This window comes from Aminobacter sp. P4_H6_2 (assembly GCF_056400805.1).
The window spans coordinates 1-2,787 of the sequence record NZ_JBFUKO010000674.1 but is presented as its reverse complement, the minus strand read 5'-3'; the positions used below and the strand labels follow the sequence as shown (position 1 = coordinate 2,787).

The window sequence follows — 2,787 nt, the reverse complement described above, 5'->3', positions numbered from 1 at the left end:
ATATTACACTCCGTGACCACCAGTCGGCCCTCAAAACAAAGACCTATTGCGATCGTGGCCAGGGGCACGGCGTCAAATTAATGCATTCTAGCTCGAAGGTAGCGGTTTGCACCTCCTGCATGAGGTAGCAAACCGCGCTTCGCGCCGGCGAGCCGTTAGCGTTGAAGGCGCTGCTGAGCTCTCCGGGATATAAGGCTACTACTTTTTCTTCGATGCGTTGAACCTGTCGACGTAGCCGCGTGCGACCGCGCGGACGGCGCGACCGATGTCGTCATAGACGTCATCCTGCAGGTTCGCGAACGAGACGCGCACGCTCCAGTTGGGCGCGTCGAATCCGCCTCCATTGAGCAGCACGATCGAATGGTCTTCGGCCAATCGATAGACAAGGTCGAGCGGATGCACGTTCTCTTTCAGCCATTGGACCATCTCTTCGCCCTGGTATTTGCGCAGCCAGAACTCGAAATCGAGGGTGCCGTAGTATCCCGCAAAGCTTGGATTGGGCTGAACATCAAGCGGCAGCCCTTCGAGCAGGCTGTCGACGCGACGATTGCAGATTTCCATGCAAGCCTTCTGGTACACCTTCTCCGTGTCCATCAGCTCGCTCATGGAGAACATGGTCATCATCACCTGCTGTGGCAGCGACAGCCCGGCGGTGTGATTGAGCGCCACGTCGCGACTGTCGGCCACCAGCCTGTCGATCATCTTGAGCTTGCGTGGCTCGAGCGTGATTGCGATGTAGCGCTTGTCGAGCGCCTCCAGCTCCTTGGCKGGAAGCTTGGCGATGATATCGTCGAGAATGTTCTTTTCGTGCAGTGCGATGACGCCGAGGCGCCAGCCGGTGCAACCGAAATACTTCGAGTAGGAATAGACGCCGATGGTGTTGTGCGGCAGCTCCGCCATCAGCGAGCGGAAGCCGTTTACAAAGGTGCCATACACGTCATCGGTGAGCAGGATGAGGTCCGGGCGCTTCGTTTTCACGAAATCGACCAGCTTCTTCATGGTTGCCGCGTCGATCGCCATCGAAGTCGGATTGCCCGGATTGACCACAAAGAAAGCCTTGATCTTTGGGTCTTCGAGCTTCTTGATTTCCTCGTCCGAATACTGGAAGCGATGCTCTTGCGTCGCTCTGATATGCACCGCCTTGAATGCGTAATCTTCGAKCTCGGCGATCTCGATATAAGGCGTGAAGATCGGCGTGCCGATCGCAATGGTGTCGCCCTTCTTGAGAATGCGGTTCGCCATCAGCGACTTGAAGATGTAGCACATGGCGGCAGTGCCGCCTTCCACCGCGTAGAGGTCGAACTTGCCGGACGGCGGCTTATCGCCAGCCATCGCCCACATGAGGTAGCGATGAGCGACCTGCTCGGCGTGAACGAGCATCCGGTCCGGCACAGGGTAGTTGTCGCCGATGATCGAGTCGGTGAGCTCGAAAACGAAGGCGTCTGCATCGAAGCCCAGGGCCTTCACGCCATGGCGAACCATGTTCGACAAGAAGTCAGCGCCCGGCATATCGGCGTGCTTGTCCAGCCAAGCCTCCAGGCGGTCGGCAATCCCGCGCATCTGCGGCATGCCGGCGAGCCCCGCCTTCGGATCATCCATCGTGCGGCGGCATTCGGTCAGCGCAWACTGGCCGAACAGAAAGAACCCCTCGCGCGGCGCGGTCGCAACCCAGTTGGGATTGCCGCGTCCAGCGTTGAGCAGGGCATGGGCGGATTTCTGCGCGCTTAGCTTGGCTAGCTTTATGAGCCCGTCCTTGATCTCGAACGGGCTCATCTTTTCGTATTCCCGGTAGTCAATCGTTTCCATGACATCACTCCCAGAATACCGAGCAGGGCATTATTGCCTGCTCTGCTTCATTTCCGTAACAACGAGGGTGAGCCCCCCGCGACCTCCTTCACGATCGTCATGCTACCTGCGCGGGCGGCTTGTCCACGCCGGCATTAAAACTTCATCCTTGCTCCCGCGAGAAAGGCGTAGCTGGTGTCGATATCTACGGCCGCCTCATCGTATGAATATGAGCGCGCGCCGAGATAGAGTTCTGTCTGATAATAATCCAGATTCTGGACGAATTGGGCACCAAAGGATGTGCTGCTGCTGTCAGCGGCTGCGATGTCATTGCCAAAATAGGCATCGACGGAGAACGCGGTCTTGCCGACTTCGAAGATGTCGGTTTGATAGCCAAGCTTGACGTAGCCATACTTCCCATCGACCTTTTGCTCATCCGAATAGGCGGCGGCGACCGTCAAGCTCAACCCCGTCGGTTCATGCAGAATCGAAACCGACCCATCGAACAGATTTTGGTCGTCGCCGGGCCTGGAGAAGGCGATGGCGCTCGAGACTTTGTAGTCTTCAATGGTGTTGTCGTATCGCGCGGCAATGTCCCACACTGTGACGTCGGTATCCGTGGGGACCACCTGCTGTCCTACCGAAGTCGCCAGACTGAAACCGCCAAGGAATTTCGGCGTGTCGTAGCGAACGCGCAGCTTGCGGCCAACCCCGTCGAAATCGGTGAACGCATCCTTGACGTGCACAGAAGTGAGCGTGCCATCGGACTGTCTAAAGAAAGGTCCCCCAGCCATGTCGGAAACCAGCGCATATCCGACAACGGTCGTTCCGGAGAGGTCGACTTCAGCCGACGAGTCTGACGCCATGCTGCCCTGGCCGAGCCACAATTTACCGAGCTCTTTGGACTCCAGGTAAAATTCCGCCTTGCGCAGCAGATTGGTATCCCAATCGAAATCGCCACGATTGAGCTGGTTCACGGAGTTGGTGGAGTAAGGGGTCCAC

2 protein-coding genes are annotated in these 2,787 nt (G+C 57.7%); both read right to left on the bottom strand.

Annotation, left to right across the window (positions count from 1 at the left end):
- Positions 1 to 198: 198 nt before the first annotated feature.
- Positions 199 to 1,806, bottom strand: coding sequence for a bifunctional aspartate transaminase/aspartate 4-decarboxylase (locus AC1DUU_RS28440; protein WP_476786684.1), 1,608 nt, complete (start codon positions 1,804 to 1,806; stop codon positions 199 to 201).
- Positions 1,807 to 1,940: 134 nt separating this feature from the next.
- Positions 1,941 to 2,787: hypothetical protein (locus AC1DUU_RS28435; protein WP_476786683.1), on the bottom strand; the 847-nt coding region annotated here is incomplete at its 5' end.